The following is a 19,168-nucleotide window of genomic DNA, read 5'->3' on the forward strand; positions in this document are numbered from 1 at the left end:
CGAAGCCGGGTGGCCTCAGTTATCAGATGCCCCTGGAGGATCCGGGGCACCCCAGCCCCCTCCGTTGGCCGTGTCGATGCAAAGCGCATCGCCGGGGGCAAGCAGAACCCCGGAGGCAAACGAAAAGCTCTCGGACGATCCATCGGGGCGCGCGACCCGGATGGCGTTCAAACCGCCCGCCTCTCCCCCCGCCGCGCCCCAGACGGGCACGCGGGTGTGGGAATATCCGGCGGACAAAAGCGCCTCGGCGCGGGGCTGGTAGCGGGTCGAAAGACCACGTCCACCATGATGCAGCCCCTTCCCCGCACGGCTCTCCGACAGGCGTCGCCAGATCACGTCGATGCCGTAGCGCGCTTCGCAAATCTCGGCGGGGCAGTTGAACGTATCGCCATGGTTGGTCGAATACATCGCATCGAGCCCGTCGCGGCTGGCGGTGGCGCCCCAGCCGCCCATTTGCGGCTCGACCATCGTATAGGCCCGCCCGGTTTCCGGATGCCGCCCGGCGATCACCGTGCCGCAGATCGAGGAAAAATGCCCGGCAGGCAGACGCTCCGGGATCACCTTTGCGAGGCCCTGCCAAAGCATATCCGTCAGCCGGATGCGGGTTTCGGAATAATAGCCATGGGGCGCGGGCGCTTCGGCATCGAAAACAGACCCCTTGCGGGTGATCACCTCAAGCGGACGGAAGGAGCCCGCGTTGGCGAAAAGCGTCGGGTCGGTCAGCACCTTGAACAAAAGCTGGCAGGCAATGCGCGCGCCGTCATGCGAGGTGTTGAACGGGCCTTTGCGCTGCTCGGGCGCGTCGCGCAGATCGACGATGAACCGCTCCGGCGTGATGTCGACCGTGGCGTGCCATGTGTCGCCCTCGTCTTGTTCGACGGCGATGGGATAGCGGCCTTGCGGCAGGGTTTTGAGGCCTTGAAGCGTGCGCGCTTCGCCTTCCGCGAAGGCCTCGGCGATGGCATCTTCGAGGGCCTCCACGCCATAGGTTTTCGCCATGTCCAGAATGGGCTGCGCGGCGCGGCGCCCGGCAGAGATTTGCGCCCAGAGATCGCCGGTGACGAAATCCGGCAGACGGGAATTCAGCGCGATGATGTCGAACACCGCCTCCACTTTGCGCCCGCCATCGAACAGTCGGACACAGGGCAGCCGCAGCCCTTCCTGATAAATCTCGGTGGCATCCGCAGGCATGGAACCGGGCGTCATACCCCCCACATCGTTCCAATGCGCGATCGAGGCGGTCCAGGCGAGCAACCGCCCCTCATGAAACACAGGCTGCGCCACCACCATGTCGTTGAGATGCGTCACCCCGCCCCAATAGGGATCGTTGGTGATGAAAAGATCGCCCTCTTTCACCGTCCCGCCATGCAGCTCGATGATCCGTTTCACCGCTTTGTCGAGTACGCCGACAAAGCCCGGAATGCCCGCGCCCGACGAGACAATCTCACCCCGCGCATCGGTCACGCCCGTGCCGACATCGAGCACCTCGTAGATGATCGGGCTCATCGCGGTCTTTTTCAGCACGGCAAAGCTTTCGCTCGCTGCCGCCGCCAGCCCCGCCTGAATGACCGATCTGGTGAAAGGATCGAACCGCATCCGCTCAGAGCCCCGTCTCGATCACGACTTTGCCGTGGCTTTGGCGCGGTTGGCTCAGGTAGTCCCAGGCCTCGACATATCCCTCCATCGGGAAGACCCGGTCAACGCGCGGTTTGAGCACGCCAGAGGCGAGCGCGTCGTAGATATAGGCCTTGCCCCGCGCCAGGGCCTCTGGGTTCTCGACATAGTTGAAGACCGAATAGGGCTGGAACGTTGCGTTGGCCTGAAACATGTCGACGAAGGGCAGTTCGGGCCAGGCCGTGTCGAGCGTGCCATAGAAAAAGATGCGCGCATCGCGGGCGAGTGCGGGGGAATACTGATGGATCAGCCCCTCACCCACCGGATCGAACACAAGCTTCGCGCCCTTGCCATTTGAGGCTTTCCTCACCTCGGCGGCCACATCGTCGCGCCCGGTGACGATGACATGATCCGCTCCCATCTCGCGCAGATAATCCGCGCTCTCGGGGTTGCGCGTGGTGCCGATCATCGTCACGCCCCGCGCCCGCCCGATCTCAAGCATTGCCGCGCCCGCCGTGCTGGTCGCCGCCGTCACAAGCGCGACGTCGCCCTCGCCCAAAGGCGTGATCTCCGAGATCGGGAAATAGGCCGTCAGATATTGCATCCAGATCGACGCCGCCTCGACCGCCGAAAGGCTTTCCGGCGCCTTCGCCACATAGCGCGCGTCGATCACAAGGCTCTCGGTACTCGCGCCCCGGTCATAGTAGAAATACGGCACCGAGGAGACCCGTTCACCGATCTCAAACCCCTCGACACCCGCGCCGATGGCCTCCACGATGCCTGCGGCCTCGATCCCGACCTTGGCGGGGAAGCTTTTGAAGGAAAACGAATAATTGTCCTTCATCAGATCCATATCGCCCCAGTTGAGCGCAAAGGCCTCGACCCGGAGCCGCAGCTCGCCCGGGCCAGGCTCTTGCAGGGGCTCCTCTTCAAGCGTCAGGCTTCGGTAGCCGGAAAAATCGTGGATATGCCAGGCGCGGGGCATGATCAGACCTCCACCAACGCGACGTCGCGCGGCAGCTCAGAAAAGCGCTCGCAGCCGTCTTTCGTGAGATAAACGATGTCCTCAAGCCGAAGCCCGAACCGGTCCGGCAGGTAAATCCCCGGCTCGATGGAGAACACCATGCCCTCTTCCAGCACGGTCTGGCTCGACGCAGTCATATAGGGCGGCTCATGCACCTCGACGCCCATGCCGTGGCCGGTACGGTGCAGGAAATTGTCGCCATAGCCATGCGCCGCGATATAGCCGCGGGCGGCATCGTCGACCTCATGCGCCTTAATCCCCGGTTTTGCGACCGCCATGGCGGCCTGAACCGCGCCCTCGACGATAGCGTGAATCTCGTCATAGCCCTCGGGCTTTTCGCCCACCACCGCCATGCGCGTGATGTCGGACGGCGCGCCTTTGAGGCGCGCACCGATGTCAATCACAATGGCGTCGCCACGCTGGATGACCGTCTTGCCGGTCTGGTGATGCGGAAACGCGCCATTGCCCGCCGTGCCAACGATGGTGAACAGCGGGCTGGCACCGGCCTCGGCAAAGGTGTCGCGGATCACCTGCGCCAGCGCGTCCTCGGTCATGCCCGGTTTGATCGCCGCAAAGGCCGCAAGCATGGCCTTGTCATCTAGCAGCGCGCTCTCTTTCAACGCGGCGAGTTCTCCGGCGTCTTTCTTCATTCTGAGCCGCCCGATGGTGGTCTCGGTAAAGCTGTGTTTTGCGCCCGGCAGGCGATCGAGCACATTGAGCGCAAAATCGGCGCGCATCCCTTCGTCGATCACAACGGTTTTCACCCCCTCGCCGCCCACGGCCGCAAGCGTTTTGCTCAAAGCCTCCGCCGGCCCCTCGGCATCGGTCCAGGTGTACATCGGTAGATCGGTGTGCTGGCTGGCACTGTCGGCCTCAAGCGCGGGCATGACAAAGCCAATGCCCTCCTGCGTGATCATCAGAACCAGCATGCGCTCATCGCCATGAGGTTCAAAACCAAGAAGCCAATACAGATGCGGCCCCGGTCCGAGCACAATCATGTCGTTGCCCGTCTCGCGCAAACTCGCGCGCAGCGCCGCCAGCCGGTTGTCCACTTGTGTCATTTCGTCTGTCCTTTCCTGTCCGGCCCGGCCTTCACGCGGGTCCCGAACGCATCGCTTTCGTCTTTGAAACAGCCGATCAGGGCGAGTTCTTCCTCGGGCGGCGCTTCGCAGGAATATTTCCGCGAGGGCAGCCAGTTGCAGGTCCGTTTCAGCCCGGCCATGTATTCCGCATGTTTGAGCGCCGCCGTGGACGGGTCGATCACCGGCACACCCAGCTCGCGCTGAAGCACTTCGTGAAAGCCGATCTCTGCGGTACAGCCAAGGATCAGCGCCTCAGCGTGGTCCTCTTCGACCGCCTTGCGCCCGGCGGCGAGCAGACGCTCCGCCGTCACATCGTGGTCGCATTGAAACTCATTCACGCCCATATCGACCGGATAGAACCCGGCCAGACGGTCGCCATAGCCATAGCCGCGCACCGTCGCCTCCATCTGCGCCACCCATTTCTGACGCCCGACAATGATGCCGAAGCGGTTGGCAAGGCTGTTGGCGATCTCACAGGACGCAAGGCACGGGCCGGTGACGATCATCTCGCCCGACAGTTCGCGCGCGTCATGCAGCGCCGTGTCGTAGAAACAGCCGATGACAAAGGCATCGAACCCCTCTTTCGAGGCCTGCCGCACCGCGCGCAGAATGCCGCGGGTCACCAGCGCCTCATAGGTCCGGTATTCGATATGGGTGAACCGCCCGTCGCCCTCGGGCAGCGTGCAATACTGCACCTCCGTGCCCGGCTGGCGCATCTCTTCAGCCATGGCGGCATAGAGATGTTCGGAGCCATCGCCCACGACCGGAGAGAGGTACAGAACCCTGAGCGCGGTCTCAGCCGTCATAGCCGTAGACCTCTTTGGCGCGCTCGGGCGTCAGCAGCCCGTCGACGATATCCTCCACGATTTTCTCCGCCGGGCGGTCTTTCGGATCGCCCATGCCGCCGCCATTGCCAGTGATGACCCGAATGACGTCGCCCGGATGGGTTTTGAGCCCGGAGACAAAGGCGAATTCGCGGGTCTCGCCCTCACTCGGGATAAAACGGACGTAATTCGCGCTGCCATCCCGCCCGCCATCCAGCCCCCAGGCCGGGAATTTCGAGCGGGTGTAGCCCACGGTGACATAGCCGTCCTCGGAGCGCGTGCGGTAGTCGATCACGACGCCCCGGCCGCCGGTCTCGCGGCCCTCACCGCCCGGTGCGCAGTTCAGCTCCATCCGGTCGATGATTACGCCATTGCGGGCTTCGTTGATCTCGGCGGGGCAATTATAGGTCTCGCCATGGAAGGCCGAAAAGATCGCGGAATTGCCGTCCTTGCCCTGTGCCGCCCCCCAGCCGCCAACCTGCGGCTCGACGATGGTATAGGCCCGGCCCGTGTCGGGGTGGATGCCGCCGATAAAGGTCCCGCAGACCGAGCCGAAATGCCCGGCGCCCAGATGATCGGGCATATGCGGCGCAAGACAGCGCCACATCAGATCGTAGGCGCGCAGCTCGATCTCATAGTAAAACCCCATGGCGACGGGTTCCTGCGCGTCGAACACCGAACCTTCGCGGGTCAGCAATTCGATCGGGCGGAAGGAGCCGCCATTGGCGGGCCCGCGCGGATCGGTGAGGGATTTCAGGATCATCTGCGCCCCGATCATCACCCCGTCACGACAGGAGTTGACCGGCCCCGCGACCTGATCCGGGTTGTCGCGCAGATCGACGATGAACTTGTCTTCCGCCACCGTGATCTTGACGTTGAACAGCGCCCCGTCATCCTGTTCCTCGGTCAGTTCGAACGTGCCTTTCGGCAGCTCTTTCAAACCTTTGAGCGACACAGCCTCGCCGAAATCCATGAAATCCACCAGCGCCGTCTCAAACACCTCGGTGCCGTATTTCGCTGCAATTTCTTCAAGACGCCGCGCGCCCACGCGGGCCGAGGAAATCGCCGCCCAGACATCGCCTTCCAGCACCTCGGGCATCCGCGAATTGAGCCGGATGATGTCGAAAACGGAGGCAATCGGCACGCCCGCCTCGATGATGCGGATCGGCGGCAGGCGCAGGCCCTCCTGATAGATCTCGGTGGCCTCGCCAGTCAGAGAGCCGGGCGCCATGCCGCCCACGTCGGAGTTGTGCGCGATGTTCGCGGTCCATGCGACCAACTTGCCTTCAGAGAACACCGGCATGGCGACGATGATGTCGTTGAGGTGCGTCACACCGCCGTGGAACGGATCGTTCACGGCAAACACATCGCCCGCCACCACACGGCCCTCGAATTTCGCGGCGATCATTTTGACCGCCTTGTCGAGCACGCCGACAAAAGCCGGGATGCCCGCGCCCGAAGACGCGATCTCGCCCGAGGCATCGGTGATGCCGGTACCCATGTCGAGCACCTCGTAGATAATTGAACTCATGGCGGTTTTCTGCATGGCGACGAACATTTCGTCGGCCACGGCCTGAAGCGAGTTCTGGATGATTTCATTGGTGATCGGATCGTTCGCCATTAGGCCCTCTCCCCCGATTTCAGCGTGATATGCAGATTGCCCCAGCGGTCCATCTCAACCGCATTGCCCGGATGGATCACAATCGTGGTGCCCGGATCTTCGATCACGGCAGGACCGGCAAAGCTCATGCCCGGTTCGATTTTTTCGCCATCGTAAATCTCGGCCTCATGCACGCCGTCGAGCGCGTAATCGACAGTGCGACGGCCTTTGAGCGCGGCACTGGCGGGCGTCTCGCTCAGCGCTTGTTCGACAGGCGCGAGCTTGCCGACCTCGGCGGAGGCGATAATATGGAGGCCCACCATCTCGACCGGCGCGTCGAGGCGATAGGTGTATTCCTGCTCGTAGAGCGCGTAAAAATCCTCGGCGATCTGCGCAAGCACATCCTCCGTAACCGCCCCCTTGAGCGGCACCTCAACGGTATGCTCCTGATTTTGATAGCGAAATTTTCCAAACCGTTTGAAGTGAACCTGATCGGCAGCGACATTTTCCGCCGCAAACTGCGCGCGGGCCTGAGTTTCGATCTCGACAAACCGCGCCTCGATCCCCGTGGCGGCACCGGGCGTCAGATCGGCGAGAGCGGTGAGGAAATAGTCGCGGCGCAGGTCGGACATCATCATGCCCCAGGCCGAAAACACCGCTGCTCCCGTCGGGATCACCACCTTCTTGACACCAAGCTCCTGACCCAGAGCCACCGCATGCATCGCGCCGCCGCCGCCAAAGGCCACAAGAGTAAAATCGCGCGGATCATGGCCCCGGTTGAGCGACACGAGTTTCAGCGCATTGACCATGTTGTTGTTGGCGATCCGCACGATGCCGCGCGCCGCCTCGTCGCGGTCGATGCCAAGGCTGTCGGCGAGCTTTTGCAGCGCGGCCCCCGTGGCCTCCATATCCGCTTCGACAGAGCCGCCGCAGAAATAATCGCGGTTGATCCGGCCAAGCCAAAGGTTCGCGTCGGTGGTCGTGGCTTCGGTGCCGCCGCGCCCGTAAGAGGCCGGGCCCGGAGAGGCCCCCGCCGATTGCGGACCCACATGAAGTTTGTTGAAATCATCGACCCATGCGATCGAGCCGCCGCCATTGCCGATCTCGACCAGATCGACCACCGGCACCATGATCGGATAGCCCGCCGAGGTGCGGTCGCGCTCGATCCAGTAATCTGTCATGATGGTGACTTCGCCATCCTTGATCAGCGAACATTTCGCCGTGGTGCCGCCAATATCGAGCGCCAGAACATCCGGCTCACCGATCAGCTTGCCAAGCTCCGCCGCGCCCCAGAAGCCAGAGGCAGGCCCGCTTTCCACCATGGTGATCGGAATGCGCGCCGTCGCGGCAAGACTGTCGACACCGCAGTTTGATTGCATGACGTAAAGCTGGCCGTCGAAACCGTCCTCGGTCAGGCCATGCTCAAGACGGCGCAGATAGCGTTCGGCGACGGGTTGCACATAGGCGGAGAGCACGGCGGAATTGGTGCGCTCGTATTCGCGCCATTCGCGGCTGATCTGGTGCGAGCCCACGGCGGAAACCTCCGGCCAAAGATCGCGGAGCGCGGCCAGAACCGCCTCTTCATGCGCCGGGTTGGCATAGGAATGCAGCAGAGACACGGCCACAGCTTCGACGCCTTGTGTTTTGAAATCGCTGATAATTTCAGAAAGTCCCGCGAGGTCCAGAGCCTGCGTTTCCGCACCCAGATAGTTCATCCGCCCCGGCACTTCACGGCGCAGCGCGCGCCGCACGAAGGGCTTCGGTTTTTCATAATGCAGGTTGAAGAAATCGGGCCGGTTGCCGCGTGCGATCTCTAGCGTGTCGCGAAAGCCCTCGGTGGTGATCAGCCCAACCTTGACGCCTTTGCGCTCGGTCAGGGCGTTGATCACCACGGTCGTGCCATGGGCCATGAAGTCGATGTCCTGCGCATCCACCCCGCCCTTTTTCAGCACGTTCAAAACGCCCTGCTCGAAATTTGGCGGCGTGGTGTCGGATTTCGCCGTGGTCACGCGGGACTGGCCCGTCGCTGTGTCGGTTTCGAAACAGACCAGATCGGTGAACGTGCCACCCACATCGGTAGCCACCCGGATCGTTTTGGTCATGTGATGATCTCCTTGTTCGTCGTGTCCCCTGAAAGGCGCAGAAGGCAAAGCGCCCCCGGCGCCACAAGACAGGCCGCATGCGCGACCCGTTCGGGCGTATAATGCCCCGCCACGTCGAGGCAGTTCAGCGTGCCAAGCACACGCCCGCCGACGATGAGGGGAAGATTGAGGCAGCTCTCGCAGCCGAGGCTTTTGATCAGCGCGTGATCCGCGAAATGTCCGGCGATCTCGTCGATCGTATTGGCCACAAAGGGTTGATGCCGCCCCAGCACCAGATCGGTCCAGTCGCTTTCCGGCAGGGGTTTGGTACCCTGCGTCGGATAGGCTTCGGGCATCGAGGACCAGATGCGGGTCGACAGTCGCGTGTCCTGATCGAAGGTCATCACGGTGAACAGCGGCGCGCCGATCTCCTGCTCCGTCAATTTCCAGAGCGCATGAAAAGCCGGATCGAGATCGCCGGGTTGGGCGATGGCCGACACAAAATATGCCCAGGGCCTCATGACTTCGCCCCCTTGGGTGCGGGTTCATGACCGGCGTAAACCCCAGGCACGTCATCGGAAATCTGATCGCCGAACACGTCCATAGTACACACATGCAGCATGACCGCAGGCTTGACCGTATGGTTCCAGGTCGCGTGTTTACGCCGGGAGGAAAAATGAAGCGTGTCGCCCTGCGACAACACGATGGTGCGCCCGTCGAGTTCCACGGTCAGGCTCCCTTGCAGCATATAAAACATCTCCTCGCCTTCATGGCTTTGCGGCTCGACTCGCGCGCCGGGCGGCTCATGGATCAGAACGCCGGTGAGTTTCGAGCCGGGAAATGTTGTGGTGATCCGCTCGTAAGCATGCGCCATGCCCTCGTCCGGGCGCAGTTGGTGGCGCGGGCGCGACAGGCTGCGCGTGGCTTCGGGGGCGACCCCCACTTCGGGCATGATGTCCGAGACCGAGACGCCCAGCACTTTCGCGATGGCCCGAAGTGAGGTCAGCGAAGGTTCGGAGACCCCGCGTTCGACCTGAGAAATAAAGCCGATGGACAGCCCGCTGCCCTCTGCAACTTCGCGCATGGGGATTTTGAGCGCCTTGCGCCGGGCTCTGAGTTTCTCGCCCACGCTTGGGGTCGCCTCGATTTTCTTTGCCGGATCGGTCACGGACTGGCCCTTCACTTTTTGAAGTCTGACTTCAACTTTGAAAGGTGAGGGCCAAAGATCAAGGAAGAAGCGGAGTTCTTGTCGACAAAAAATATAAATGCTATTTAATTGGGCAATAGAAGGGTTAAACCCAAGAAAAAAGCGGCCATTCCAGACCGCTTCAAAAGGATTCATAAAAATTATTTTTATAGTCATGGTTCAAAAACAGCCGAAAGCGCCCTGCCCCGTCCATCGAATCGCAAACAGCCGTCAGGACAGGGCACAATCGTTCAACGCGCAGCGGTGACGATGAATTCCACCAGATAGTCCGGCGTCGCCAACTTGGCTTCACCACAGGCCCGGACCGGCGGGTTCTCCGGGTCGATCCACGCATCGTAGACCGCGTTCATCGCTGCAAAATCCGCCATATCGGCGAGCCAGACAATGACCTGCAGGACTTTGGATTTGTCGCTTCCGGCCTCGGCCAGAAGACGGTCGACCTCGGCCAGCGCCTGTTGCGCCTGCGTGGCAACATCGGAACCGCGTTCGCCGACCTGACCGGCAAGATAGACGGTATCGCCATGGATAACGGCCTGGCTCATACGGGAACCGGGGTGAAGACGGGTGATGATCATAAAGAGGTCCTTTCAATGAGAGTAAGTCCGCACCATCCTGCGATGAACAATGCGATGATGCGGGTTGTGTCGAGCATGGAGGAGAGATCGGTTTTCTCCTGCGGGGAATGGCTCCCCGAACCGCGCCCGCCATAACAGAGCGTCGGAATGTCGTAATAGAGATCGTATTGCCGGGTGTCCGACGTGGCCGTCTGGCTAAAGCTTTCAAGCGGCGCGCCCATGACCGTTTCATGCACGCGGGCAAGGGTTGCTTCCGCCTCGGAGCCCGGTTCGAACACATGGCCATCGGCCTGAAACCCGATCCACGTCACCTCCGGCGCGCGTGGCGTGCCGAGCCGTTCGGCGCTGGTCGCAACGCAGTCCATCACCCGCTGGCGGACCTCCGGCAAGGGATGGCCGGGCAGAACGGACAGTCGGCATTCGATCTCGCACCAGGACGGCACGGAGCCGAGCCAATCGCCGCCCTTGATCTTGCCGAGGCTGAATTTCACCGGATCTTCAAGATGGCCGAACCACGGGTGGTTTTTCGCCTCGGCGTTGATCTCTGCGGTCAGCGCCAGACGGTCCTGCACATAGTCATAAGCCGCCATATTGGCATTGGCCGACGGGTCGAAGGCCAGAACATGACCGGGCTTGCCCAAGATACGCACCCGGAACCAGACGGAGCCAAGCTCGGCCCGGATCAGGTGGTGATCCATGAATTCGGGGATGAAACAGGCATCGGCGCGGTAACCGCGCTCCAAAGTGGCGAGCGCCCCGTTGCCGGTGCATTCCTCTTCGCTGACCGTTTCGACAAACACCGGTGCGGCAGGCGCATAGCCCAGGTCACGCAGGGCATCGAGCGCAAAGACCATCTCCGCCACCCCGACCTTCATGTCATTGGTGCCGCGCCCATGCAGAAACCCGTCTTTCTCATAGGGCTCAAACGGCGGATGATCCCAAAGCTCCAAAGCCCCCGGCGGCACCACGTCGATATGGCCCCTCGGACCCGACGCTGGCCACCACCTGCACGGCTTTGGCATAATCGACATCGACCACCATTGAGGCACCGGGCTTACCGGCGATGGCGAACTTATCGACCGACCAGCCACGCGCGGCGAATTCAGAGGCCAGCCAGTCCTGACAGGGCCCTTCGTTGCCGCGTGTGCTGTCGAACGAGGCAAGCGTTTTGAGCCAACCGGTCTGACGCGCCCGCCTCGCTGTGATCACTTTAGCGAGGCGGTCGGACAAGTCCTCAGGCACCCCGGCCATCACACAAGATCTCCGGGCAGAACACCCGTCGGGATGTTCTGATAACAGACCGGGCGCAGGAAGCGACGGATCGCCATCGTGCCCACGGACGTTGCGCCGAAATTGGTCGAGGCCGGGTAAGGCCCGCCATGCACCATGCTGTCGCAGACCTCGACCCCGGTCGGGAAACCATTGGCCATGACGCGCCCCGCCTTGCGTTCGAGAATGGGCATAAGCTGACCGGCCAGCGCCATATCCGCCTCGTCCATATGCAGGGTCGCGGTGAGCTGACCTTCAAAAGATTTTGCCACCTCGATCATTTGCGCGACATCTTTCACGGTCACGATGAGGCCCAGAGGACCGAACACCTCCTCAGACAGGGTCTCATTTGACAACCAGTCTTCGGCCTTCACCTTGAACAGGAAGGGCTTCGCCTCGCGACGGTCGCACATCTGGGTCAAAAGCTCCTGCACGCCGGGCTGAGTTTTGATCTTATCGCCGCCTTTGACATAGGCGTTTGCGATGCCTTCGGTGAGCATGACCTGAGATCCGGTGGCGGTGAGGGCGTCGAGGGCGGCTTTGGTGAACGCCTCTTCATCCGCGCCTTCGATAGCCACGACGATGCCCGGATTGGTGCAGAACTGCCCCGCCCCCATCGCAAGCGATCCGGCCCAGCCTTTGCCCAGATCTGCGCCGCGCGCGGACAGAGCCTCGGGCAAAAGGAACATCGGGTTCACGGACCCCAGTTCGCCGAAAAACGGGATCGGATTGACCCGTATGGCGCAAAGATCAAAGAGCGCGCGCCCTCCGGTCAGCGAGCCGGTGAACCCCACCGCGTTGATCAGCGGATGCTGCACCAAAGCACCGCCCACCTCATGCGCGCCGCCATGCACCATGGAGAAGACGCCACCCGGCAACCCGCATTTTTCGATCGCGGCTTTAAACGCGTCTGCGACAATCTCGGACGTTGCGGGATGCGCCTCATGGCCCTTGACCACGACCGGGCACCCGGCGGCCAGCGCCGAGGCCGTATCCCCGCCCGCGACCGAAAAGGCCAGCGGAAAGTTCGACGCGCCGAACACCGCCACCGGGCCGATGGGCCGTTGCATCAGCCGCAAATCGGGACGCGGCAGGGGCGCGCGGTCCGGCAGGGCCTTGTCATGACGGCGGTCAAGATAATCCCCCTTGCGGATGTGATCGGCGAACATGCGAAGCTGACCTGTGGTGCGGCCCCGCTCGCCGACGAGACGGCCCTCGGGCAGGCCGCTTTCCGCCATGGCTGTGGGGGTGATCAGATCGGCGCGGGCTTCGATTTCGTCGGCGATGGTCTCCAGAAACACCGCGCGCTCTTCGCGCGTCGTGTAACCATAGGTCCAGAACGCGTCCTCGGCGGCCTGCACGGCACGGTCGATCAGCGCCGCCGAGCCTTTGGAAAAGCTCTGCCCCTCGCCCGTTGTCGGTGTCGAGACAAAGCTCTCCTCGCCCGCAACCCATTCACCTGCAATCAAATGTTTCCCATGCGGTTCAAATGTCATCTGGGCCTCCTAAAGCCGTCATCTGTGTCATGCCGACACCGCCCTGCGGATTTCCGAAGAGTGGCCGGGGCGGTGTCGTGTTTTGCGGTCGCCCAAGCCTGATCAGGCCTCGTAACCGTAAATCTCCTTGGCGCGCGCAGGCGTCAGATAGTCGTTGCGCAGATCGCGTTCGATCTCGGCGCGGCTGCGGTCTTTCGGGTTGCCAAAGCCACCGCCATTGCCGGTCACAAGCCGGATCACATCGCCCTCGTTCACCTTGACGTTGGTCGCGAAGGCAAAGCGTTCCCTGGCCCCGTCCGTGCGCAGCACCTCGACATAGTTCACCGACCCGTCGAGACCACCCGAAGCGCCCCATGGCGGGATGCGCGAGCGGGTGTAACCGACGGAGAGGAAATTGTCGTCGGCACGGACGCGGTAATGCACGTCGATCCCCTTGCCACCGCGCCATTGGCCCTCGCCGCCCGGCTCCGAATTCAATGCGACCTGATCGACGCCAAGCCCGTAGCGCGCTTCGGCGACCTCGGCGGGGCAGTTGAATGTCTCGCCATGGAAACCGGAGAACTGACCCGACGGACCATCCGCCCCCTGCCATGCGCCCCAGCCACCGACCTGCGGCTCGACGATGGTATAGTGCCGCCCGGTCTCCGGGTGCGGACCGCCCACATTGGTGCCACAGATCGAGGCAAAATTGCCCGCGGGCACAACGCCCGGAAAATGCGCCGCGAGTGCGCGCAGCAGCATGTCGAAGAGACGGATTTCCACCTCCGAATAGTACCCAAGCGCGCCCGGCGCCTCGACGTGGAAAATCGTGCCCGGCTTTGTGATCACTTCAAGCGGCTTGAAGAACCCGCCATTGCCCGGCGCGTCCGGATCGGTGAAATCCTTGAACGCGAGCTGCACGGCAATCTCAGTGCCTTCGCGCGAACAGTTGGACGATCCGGCCTGCGCCGGGTTGTCGCTCAGATCGACGGTGAAGGCGTCTTCCGTGATGGTCAGCACCACCTTGTGGATCTGGCCGGTGTCCTGTTCTTCCTCGAACGTATAGGTCCCGTGCGGGATTTTTTGCAGGGCCGCACGCGCCCGGCGTTCGCCAAGCTCCATGTAATCCGCAACCGCCGCCTCGAAGGTGTCGGCACCGTATTTTTCGACAAGCTCCAACACCCGACGCTCGCCGATCCGAAGCCCGGCGATACCCGCCCAGAGATCGCCATGCAGATAATCCGGCAGGCGCGAGTTCACCGTCAGAATGTCGAACACGGCTTTGTTTTCAACGCCCTCCATGAAAAGCTTAACCGCAGGAATGCGAACGCCCTCCTGGAAGATCTCGGTCGCTTCCGATGACATGGAGCCCGGCACATTGCCGCCCACATCGTTCCAATGCGCGATATTTGCGACCCAGGCGACCAGCTTGCCCTCATGGAACACAGGCGCAGCCAGCACCATGTCGTTAAGATGGGTCACACCGCCGAAATAGGGATCGTTTGAGGCGAAGACATCGCCGTCCTTGATCTCTTCGAGCGGGTATTTTTTCAAAATCCCCATGATCGCCTTGTCGAGCACACCGATAAAGGCCGGGATTCCCGCGCCGGAGGCGGCGATCTCGCCCGCCGGATTGAGGATCGAGGTCGAGAGGTCGAGCACCTCATAGATGATCGCGCTCATGGAGGTTTTCACCTGCGCGTAGAACATCTCGTCGGCCACGGCCTCAAGCGCGTTCTGGATGATGTCGAAGGTGACGGGATCGAATTGTTTCTCAGTCATGTTCGTCTCAGTCATACCTCAGCCTCGCGTCTCGATATGGGTGTTGCCGAAATCGTCGATGAAGACGCGGTTGGTCGGATGCACAACGATGGTCGTGCCCGGATCTTCGATGATCGCGGGACCTTTGAATTCCATCCCCGGTTCGAATTTGGTCGAGTCGTAAATGGTCGCCTCATGCACGCCCTCGGTCGCGTAATCGACCATGCGCTTGCCTTTCACCGCATCCTCGATCTTCGCCCCGGTCTTGGCCAAAGGCACAAGTTCCAGCTTGCCCACTTCCGAGGCGGCGATCAGGTGGATGCCGATGATCTCGACGCCCGCGCTCAGGCGATAGGTGTATTCGCGCTCGTAAATCTCGTGGAAATCGGTGAGCATTTTTCCGATCACATCCTCCGTCACCGGCCCCGCAGGCACCGGCACTTCGACGGCGAATTCCTGGTTCTGGTAGCGACAGCGCACTTTCGGCTGGAAGGTGACTTTCTCCGGCGCGATGCCTTCGCGGGCGTATTCCTCGCGTGCCAGTTCCATCGTGTTGGACAAAAGCGCGTCAAGCCCCGCCCGATCCGTCCCGTCCATCAGGCGGGTGACGAAATAGTCGCGGCGCAGGTCGGACATCATCATGCCCCAGGCGGAGAACACCGGCGCGCCACGCGGCACGACGACTTTCTTGACACCCAGCTCCTGCCCCAAAGCGACCCCGTGCATCGGACCACCGCCGCCGAACACGACGAGGGTGAAATCGCGCGGGTCATAGCCCCGGTTGACGGAGACGAGTTTCAGCGCATTGACCATGTTGGAATTGGCGATCCGCACGATGCCGCGCGCCACGTCTTCGGGCGTGTTGCCCATCTGCGCCGCCAGTTTGTTCAGCGCGGTGTCGAGCGCGCCCATGTCGGCCACAACCGATCCGCCACAGAAATAGTCCTTGTTGATCCGGCCCAAGGCAAGGTTCGCGTCCGTCGTGGTCGCATTCTCGCCGCCGCGCCCGTAGGCCGCAGGTCCGGGGGTGGACCCCGCCGATTGCGGCCCGACATGGAGCTTGTCGAAATCGTCGACCCAGGCGATCGAGCCGCCACCGTTGCCGATCTCCACCAGATCGACCACGGGCACCATGATCGGATAGCCCGCCGATTTCTGATCGCGTTCGATCCAGTAATCGGTCTTGATCGTCACCTGATTGTTTTCGATGAGCGAACATTTCGCCGTGGTGCCGCCAATGTCGAGCGCCAGAATATTCGGCTCGCCGATGATCCGGCCAAGCTCGGCCGCGCCCCAAAACCCCGACGCCGGGCCGCTTTCCACCATGGTGATCGGCACAGCCTTGATCGCCTCGACCGAGTCGACGCCGCAGTTCGACTGCATGATGAACATCTGGCCCTTGTAGCCCTTACCGGTCAGCCCGGTTTCGAGCTTTTCGAGATAGCGCTGCGCCTTGGGTTGCACGTAGGCCGACAGGATCGTCGTGTTGGTACGTTCATATTCGCGCCATTCGCGGGTGATCTGGTGAGAGGCCACCACGGTCACCTCCGGCCAGCGTTTTTCCACCTCGGCCTTGAGCGCCTCTTCATGCGCCGGGTTGGCGTAGGCGTGGAGAAGACAGATCGCCACCGCCTCGATGCCTTCGGATTTGAAGAGGCCCAGCGTTTCATCGAGCGAGCCGAGGTCGAGCGGCGTCACCTCATGGCCGCGATAATCCATCCGCTCGACGATCTCGCGGCGCAGATAGCGTTCGACGAAAGGCTCGGGCTTTTTATACATCAGGTTGAAGAAATCCGGCCGGTTGCCGCGCCCGATCTCGATCGCATCGCGGAACCCTTTGGTGGTGATCAACCCGACTTTCGCGCCTTTGCGTTCGGTCAGGGCATTGATCACCACGGTCGTGCCATGGGCAAAGAAATCGACGCTTCCGACATCGACGCCCGCCTTGTCGAGGACGTTCAGAACGCCCTTTTCAAAGTCCGGAGGCGTGGTGTCGGATTTGTCGGTGCGCACGGTCTGCACGCCGGTGTTCAGATCGGTTTCGAAATAGACGAGGTCGGTGAAAGTGCCGCCTACGTCCGTGGCAACGCGTGTGATTTTATCAGTCATATGTCTGTCTCAGTTTATGGGGAACGTGGCGTCTCAGCGCCGCCGCCCGCCGGAAGCCGCAAGCGCCACCGCGATCACGATGATCACGCCCGTGGTCAGATCTTTGAAGAAAGGGTTCACGTTGAGGATGTTGAAGCCGTTGCCGATGAGCGCCATGAGTAACACCCCCGCAACCGACCGCCAGATCGCCCCCGCGCCGCCCATGATCGAGGTGCCGCCGAGGATCACAGCCGCGATGGCTTCGAATTCCATGCCCGACCCTGCCTGCGGTTCGGCCATGGAGATGCGCGACACGGCGATGACACCCGCGAGCCCTGCGGCCATGCCCGAGAGCGAGAAGGTCATGACCTTGACTAGCTTGGTGCGGATGCCCGAGAGGATCGCCGCCTCCTCGTTGCCGCCGACGGCAAAGACGCGGCGCCCGAATGTGGTCCGGTTCAAAAGGATCATCATCACCACCATGAAGGCGAGGAAGACAAAAATCGCGATATTGACCATGCCGATGCGCCCGCGCCCGATCCAGGAAAACTCCGCGATCCGCACCGGGATCAACGAGCCGCCGGTAATCAGGATGGCGATGCCACGATAGACAAGGCTGGTGGCCAGCGTCACAAGGAAGGAGTGAACGCCAAAGCCGGTGATGATCGCGCCATTGGTGAAGCCAAGGACAAGCCCGATCAGCGGACCCGCGACAATGGCCGTGTAGGGATCAACATTGACGGCAATCCACCCGGCAGAAACCGAGGCCACACCAAAAATCGCACCGGTAGAGAGATCGAAATCCCCACCGATGATCACCAGCGTCAGCGCGCAGGCAATAATCGCCAGAGGCGCGGATTGGTTGAGAATGTTCAACAGGTTGCGTGCCGTCAGAAAGCTGTCGGAAATCAGCGACAGCCCGATCAGCAGCACGGCGATGATCACCAAAACGCCATATTCGCGGGCGAAATCGCCGGGGCTGAGGCTGAAACGTTTCGGGTTTGCGGTGATATCGCTCATGTGCGGACGACCTCCTTGTTCGGGGACACGGACTGTTCGCGGAAAATCCGGTTGAGCGCGTCTTCAACGGTAAGCTCGCGGCAATTGGCTTCGGCGAAAATCCGGCCTTCGCTCATCAGGTAGCCGCGATGGGACAGGTTGATGACCTCTTCAAGCTCGGACGAGATGAGCAGAACCCCCACGCCCGATGTGGCCATTTCAACGATGAATTCATGGATGCGCTGACGCGCCCCGATGTCGACGCCCCGGCTGGGTTCGTCGAGAATAAGCAGCTTCGGCTTTTCCACGGCCCATTTCGACAGCAGCACCTTTTGTTGGTTGCCGCCGGAATAAAACGCCACCTCGCCGTCGAGCTTCGCAGGCACGATGCCGAAATGGTCGATCATCTTCTGCGCCCGCCTGCGCTCTTTCGCGGTGTCGATCAGGCCGAAACGGGCGATCTTGTTCAAAGAGGCAAGCGAGATGTTGGGTCGCGTGGTCTGGGTCATCACCAGCCCCTGCTTGCGCCGGTCTTCGGGCACCAAAGCAACGCCCTGCGCCACGGCGCGGGGAATGTTGAAGCGGTCGTTTTGAACCACGGCTTCGATGGAATAGGTGCCCGATCTGATCGGATCGGCACCGAACATCGCCCGCCCCACCTCGGTGCGCCCGGCGCCTACAAGCCCGATCAGACCGACGATCTCGCCGGGGCGGATCTTGAGCGAAATGTCGGACAGCCCGGTATCGGTGCTGACATGTTGCATCTCGACCACAGTCGCGACCTGCCGCGCAGGCAGCGCGGGGAGCGTCGGCCAGATGATCTCGGAGGCCTGCCCCAACATCGAATCGACCAGGCTTTGTTTCGTCTCGCCCGCGATGTCATCGGTACGCACGACATGGCCGTCGCGCATCACAGTAACGCGGTCGCAATTGGCGAGGATATGATTGAGGAAATGGCTGACATAGATCACGGTTACGCCGCGACCCTTGAGGCGCGCGATCACTTGATGCAGGCGCTCCGCTTCATCCTCGGTCAGGGACGAGGTCGGCTCGTCCATAATAATCACACGGGCGTCGCGGGCGACGGCGCGCATGATCTCGACCTTCTGCCGCTCCGCGATACGCATATCGGCGACCTTCGCATGCGGGTTAAGGCCGAAATCACAGGTCTCTTCCAGCGTCTGGAACCGGTCCAGATCGCCTTTGGTCAGGAACCCGGCCGTCTGGCTCTCCAGACCGAGAAACACGTTTTGCAGAACCGTCAGCTCAGGCACGAGCTGCAATTCCTGATGGATCATGGCGATCCCGCGGCCAAGCGCATCGCGCGGCGAAAACCGGGTAACGGTTTCCCCGAACACCTCGACGGTGCCCTCGTCTGCCGAGTAATAGCCGCCGACGATCTTGCCGACGCTCGATTTGCCCGCACCGTTTTCGCCTACAAGCGCATGAACGGAGCCTTTGGCAAAGTCGATGGTGATGTCATTCAGAATACGCGTTCCGCCGAAGCTTTTGGCAACGCCACGGACGCGGACAGCGATGTCCCGATCGGTCATGGCAGTCCTCTCTTAT

At 62.0% G+C, this 19,168-nt stretch carries 16 protein-coding genes; all 16 read right to left on the reverse strand.

Annotation, left to right across the window (positions count from 1 at the left end):
- Window positions 1-15: 15 nt before the first annotated feature.
- Window positions 16-1,596, reverse strand: a complete 1,581-nt coding sequence (locus V1475_RS19135; RefSeq protein ID WP_479414081.1) for a hydantoinase B/oxoprolinase family protein — start codon at window positions 1,594-1,596, stop codon at window positions 16-18.
- Window positions 1,597-1,600: 4 nt separating this feature from the next.
- Complete coding sequence (locus V1475_RS19140; protein ID WP_479414082.1) at window positions 1,601-2,599, reverse strand: zinc-dependent alcohol dehydrogenase family protein; 999 nt, start codon at window positions 2,597-2,599, stop codon at window positions 1,601-1,603.
- 2 nt (window positions 2,600-2,601) lie between these two features.
- A complete protein-coding gene (locus V1475_RS19145; protein ID WP_479414083.1) occupies window positions 2,602-3,699 on the reverse strand; it encodes a M24 family metallopeptidase in 1,098 nt (365 codons plus the stop codon).
- Window positions 3,696-4,526 (reverse strand): aspartate/glutamate racemase family protein, encoded by an 831-nt coding sequence (locus tag V1475_RS19150; RefSeq protein WP_479414084.1) that lies wholly within the window; start codon window positions 4,524-4,526, stop codon window positions 3,696-3,698. The genes V1475_RS19145 and V1475_RS19150 overlap by 4 nt, the downstream gene beginning before the upstream one ends.
- Window positions 4,516-6,165, reverse strand: coding sequence for a hydantoinase B/oxoprolinase family protein (locus V1475_RS19155; RefSeq protein ID WP_479414085.1), 1,650 nt, complete (start codon window positions 6,163-6,165; stop codon window positions 4,516-4,518). The genes V1475_RS19150 and V1475_RS19155 overlap by 11 nt, the downstream gene beginning before the upstream one ends.
- Window positions 6,165-8,246, reverse strand: coding sequence for a hydantoinase/oxoprolinase family protein (locus V1475_RS19160; RefSeq protein ID WP_479414086.1), 2,082 nt, complete (start codon window positions 8,244-8,246; stop codon window positions 6,165-6,167). Before V1475_RS19160 ends, V1475_RS19155 begins: the two co-directional genes overlap by 1 nt.
- A complete protein-coding gene (locus V1475_RS19165) occupies window positions 8,243-8,746 on the reverse strand; it encodes a GAF domain-containing protein (RefSeq protein WP_479414087.1) in 504 nt (167 codons plus the stop codon). The genes V1475_RS19160 and V1475_RS19165 overlap by 4 nt, the downstream gene beginning before the upstream one ends.
- Window positions 8,743-9,393: a helix-turn-helix domain-containing protein gene (locus V1475_RS19170; protein WP_479414088.1), complete on the reverse strand. Its 651-nt coding sequence runs from the start codon at window positions 9,391-9,393 to the stop codon at window positions 8,743-8,745. Before V1475_RS19170 ends, V1475_RS19165 begins: the two co-directional genes overlap by 4 nt.
- Window positions 9,394-9,662: 269 nt before the next feature.
- Window positions 9,663-10,007, reverse strand: coding sequence for a RidA family protein (locus tag V1475_RS19175; protein WP_479414089.1), 345 nt, complete (start codon window positions 10,005-10,007; stop codon window positions 9,663-9,665).
- Window positions 10,004-10,975 (reverse strand): ArgE/DapE family deacylase, encoded by a 972-nt coding sequence (locus tag V1475_RS19180; protein ID WP_479414090.1) that lies wholly within the window; start codon window positions 10,973-10,975, stop codon window positions 10,004-10,006. Before V1475_RS19180 ends, V1475_RS19175 begins: the two co-directional genes overlap by 4 nt.
- The gene (locus V1475_RS19185) at window positions 10,929-11,258 is read right to left on the reverse strand and encodes a hypothetical protein (RefSeq protein ID WP_479414091.1); all 330 of its coding nucleotides are present in this window, start codon (window positions 11,256-11,258) and stop codon (window positions 10,929-10,931) included. Before V1475_RS19185 ends, V1475_RS19180 begins: the two co-directional genes overlap by 47 nt.
- On the reverse strand, window positions 11,258-12,772 hold the full coding sequence (locus tag V1475_RS19190; protein ID WP_479414092.1) for an aldehyde dehydrogenase (NADP(+)): 1,515 nt from the start codon (window positions 12,770-12,772) through the stop codon (window positions 11,258-11,260). The genes V1475_RS19185 and V1475_RS19190 overlap by 1 nt, the downstream gene beginning before the upstream one ends.
- A gap of 102 nt (window positions 12,773-12,874) precedes the next feature.
- Window positions 12,875-14,533, reverse strand: coding sequence for a hydantoinase B/oxoprolinase family protein (locus tag V1475_RS19195; RefSeq protein WP_479414093.1), 1,659 nt, complete (start codon window positions 14,531-14,533; stop codon window positions 12,875-12,877).
- Window positions 14,534-14,551: 18 nt separating this feature from the next.
- The gene (locus tag V1475_RS19200) at window positions 14,552-16,621 is read right to left on the reverse strand and encodes a hydantoinase/oxoprolinase family protein (RefSeq protein ID WP_479414094.1); all 2,070 of its coding nucleotides are present in this window, start codon (window positions 16,619-16,621) and stop codon (window positions 14,552-14,554) included.
- A gap of 33 nt (window positions 16,622-16,654) precedes the next feature.
- Window positions 16,655-17,620, reverse strand: a complete 966-nt coding sequence (locus V1475_RS19205) for an ABC transporter permease (RefSeq protein ID WP_479414095.1) — start codon at window positions 17,618-17,620, stop codon at window positions 16,655-16,657.
- Window positions 17,617-19,152 (reverse strand): sugar ABC transporter ATP-binding protein, encoded by a 1,536-nt coding sequence (locus tag V1475_RS19210; protein WP_479414096.1) that lies wholly within the window; start codon window positions 19,150-19,152, stop codon window positions 17,617-17,619. The genes V1475_RS19205 and V1475_RS19210 overlap by 4 nt, the downstream gene beginning before the upstream one ends.
- Window positions 19,153-19,168 lie beyond the last annotated feature (16 nt).

The sequence above is a fragment of the Celeribacter sp. SCSIO 80838 genome (genome assembly GCF_056498065.1).

Coding starts and splice junctions, on each gene's coding strand:
- V1475_RS19145 (WP_479414083.1), bottom strand. CDS start 3,699: ATGACACAAGTGGACAACCGGCTGGCGGCGCTGCGCGCGAGTTTGCGC.
- V1475_RS19150 (WP_479414084.1), bottom strand. CDS start 4,526: ATGACGGCTGAGACCGCGCTCAGGGTTCTGTACCTCTCTCCGGTCGTG.
- V1475_RS19190 (WP_479414092.1), bottom strand. CDS start 12,772: ATGACATTTGAACCGCATGGGAAACATTTGATTGCAGGTGAATGGGTT.
- V1475_RS19175 (WP_479414089.1), bottom strand. CDS start 10,007: ATGATCATCACCCGTCTTCACCCCGGTTCCCGTATGAGCCAGGCCGTT.
- V1475_RS19155 (WP_479414085.1), bottom strand. CDS start 6,165: ATGGCGAACGATCCGATCACCAATGAAATCATCCAGAACTCGCTTCAG.
- V1475_RS19195 (WP_479414093.1), bottom strand. CDS start 14,533: ATGACTGAGAAACAATTCGATCCCGTCACCTTCGACATCATCCAGAAC.
- V1475_RS19200 (WP_479414094.1), bottom strand. CDS start 16,621: ATGACTGATAAAATCACACGCGTTGCCACGGACGTAGGCGGCACTTTC.
- V1475_RS19205 (WP_479414095.1), bottom strand. CDS start 17,620: ATGAGCGATATCACCGCAAACCCGAAACGTTTCAGCCTCAGCCCCGGC.
- V1475_RS19140 (WP_479414082.1), bottom strand. CDS start 2,599: ATGCCCCGCGCCTGGCATATCCACGATTTTTCCGGCTACCGAAGCCTG.
- V1475_RS19160 (WP_479414086.1), bottom strand. CDS start 8,246: ATGACCAAAACGATCCGGGTGGCTACCGATGTGGGTGGCACGTTCACC.
- V1475_RS19135 (WP_479414081.1), bottom strand. CDS start 1,596: ATGCGGTTCGATCCTTTCACCAGATCGGTCATTCAGGCGGGGCTGGCG.
- V1475_RS19210 (WP_479414096.1), bottom strand. CDS start 19,152: ATGACCGATCGGGACATCGCTGTCCGCGTCCGTGGCGTTGCCAAAAGC.
- V1475_RS19185 (WP_479414091.1), bottom strand. CDS start 11,258: ATGGCCGGGGTGCCTGAGGACTTGTCCGACCGCCTCGCTAAAGTGATC.
- V1475_RS19165 (WP_479414087.1), bottom strand. CDS start 8,746: ATGAGGCCCTGGGCATATTTTGTGTCGGCCATCGCCCAACCCGGCGAT.